The 1052-nt window shown below is 70.1% G+C and carries 1 protein-coding gene; it reads right to left on the bottom strand.

What is annotated here, in order from left to right; all coding sequences use genetic code 11:
- Nucleotides 1-42 precede the first annotated feature (42 nt).
- Nucleotides 43-1052 (bottom strand): betaine/proline/choline family ABC transporter ATP-binding protein (locus BUE30_RS17190; RefSeq protein ID WP_073334377.1); only part of this gene is annotated, 1010 nt, incomplete at its 5' end.

The following is a 1052-nucleotide window of genomic DNA, read 5'->3' on the forward strand; positions in this document are numbered from 1 at the left end:
CGAGCCCCTCCCGCGATCGGCGGGAGGGTGCTTCCGCGAGCGTCAGGATCCGGCCTGCTGGCCGCGCCCCTCCGGCCGCGTTCCGGACGACGCGGTGGGCACGAGGGCCCGGGTCGTGTCGGTCATCGTGAGGGTGCCGACGCGCTGGCCGTTCCGGTGGACCGCCAGCGAGCGGGACGTGTCCCCGCCCGTCGAGGCGATGACGCTCTCGAGCGTCGCGTCGGCCTCCACCTCGCCGTCGACCGGCGCCGACAGGTCCGCGCTCATGACCGTCCGGGCCCGCAGCACGCGGGCGCGATTGATGTCGGCGATGAAGTCCACGATGTAGGGATCGTTCGGATTCATCAGGATCTCCTGCGGCTCGCCCTGCTGCACGACCTCGCCGTCCTTCAGGATGACGAGGTGATCCGCGAGCTTCAGCGCCTCGTCGAGATCGTGGGTGATGAAGACGACGGTCTTCTGCAGCTCGCGCTGCAGTTCGAGCAGCAGGTCCTGCATGTCCGTGCGGATCAGCGGGTCGAGCGCCGAGAACGCCTCGTCCATCAGCATGATGTCGGAATTGGAGGTGAGCGCCCGCGCGATCCCGACGCGCTGCTGCATGCCCCCCGAGAGCTGGTGCGGATATTGCGGCCCCTGCCCCTCGAGCCCGACCCGGTCCAGCCATCTCGTCGCCTCCGGCTCCCATTCGGCGCGCCTCGCGCCGGAGACCACCATCGGCGTCGCCGCGTTCTCGAGCACCGTCCGGTGCGGCAGGAGGGCGAACTTCTGGAACACCATCGACATGTTGCGGCGGCGCAGCTGGCGCAGCCGCTTCGCGCCGAAGGACATGATGTCCTCGCCGTCGACGACGACCTGCCCCGCCGTCGGGTCGATCAGCCGGTTGAGGTGGCGGATCAGCGTCGACTTGCCCGAGCCCGACAGGCCCATGATCACCGTGATCTCGCCCGCGCGCATCTCGACGTTGATGTCGCGCAGGCCGAGGACGTGGCGGTGCTCGGCAAGCAGCTCGGCCTTGTGCATGCCGGCGCGGGCATGGGCGAGCGCCTTCTCCG

Source organism: Wenxinia saemankumensis (genome assembly GCF_900141735.1).
GTDB lineage: Bacteria > Pseudomonadota > Alphaproteobacteria > Rhodobacterales > Rhodobacteraceae > Wenxinia > Wenxinia saemankumensis.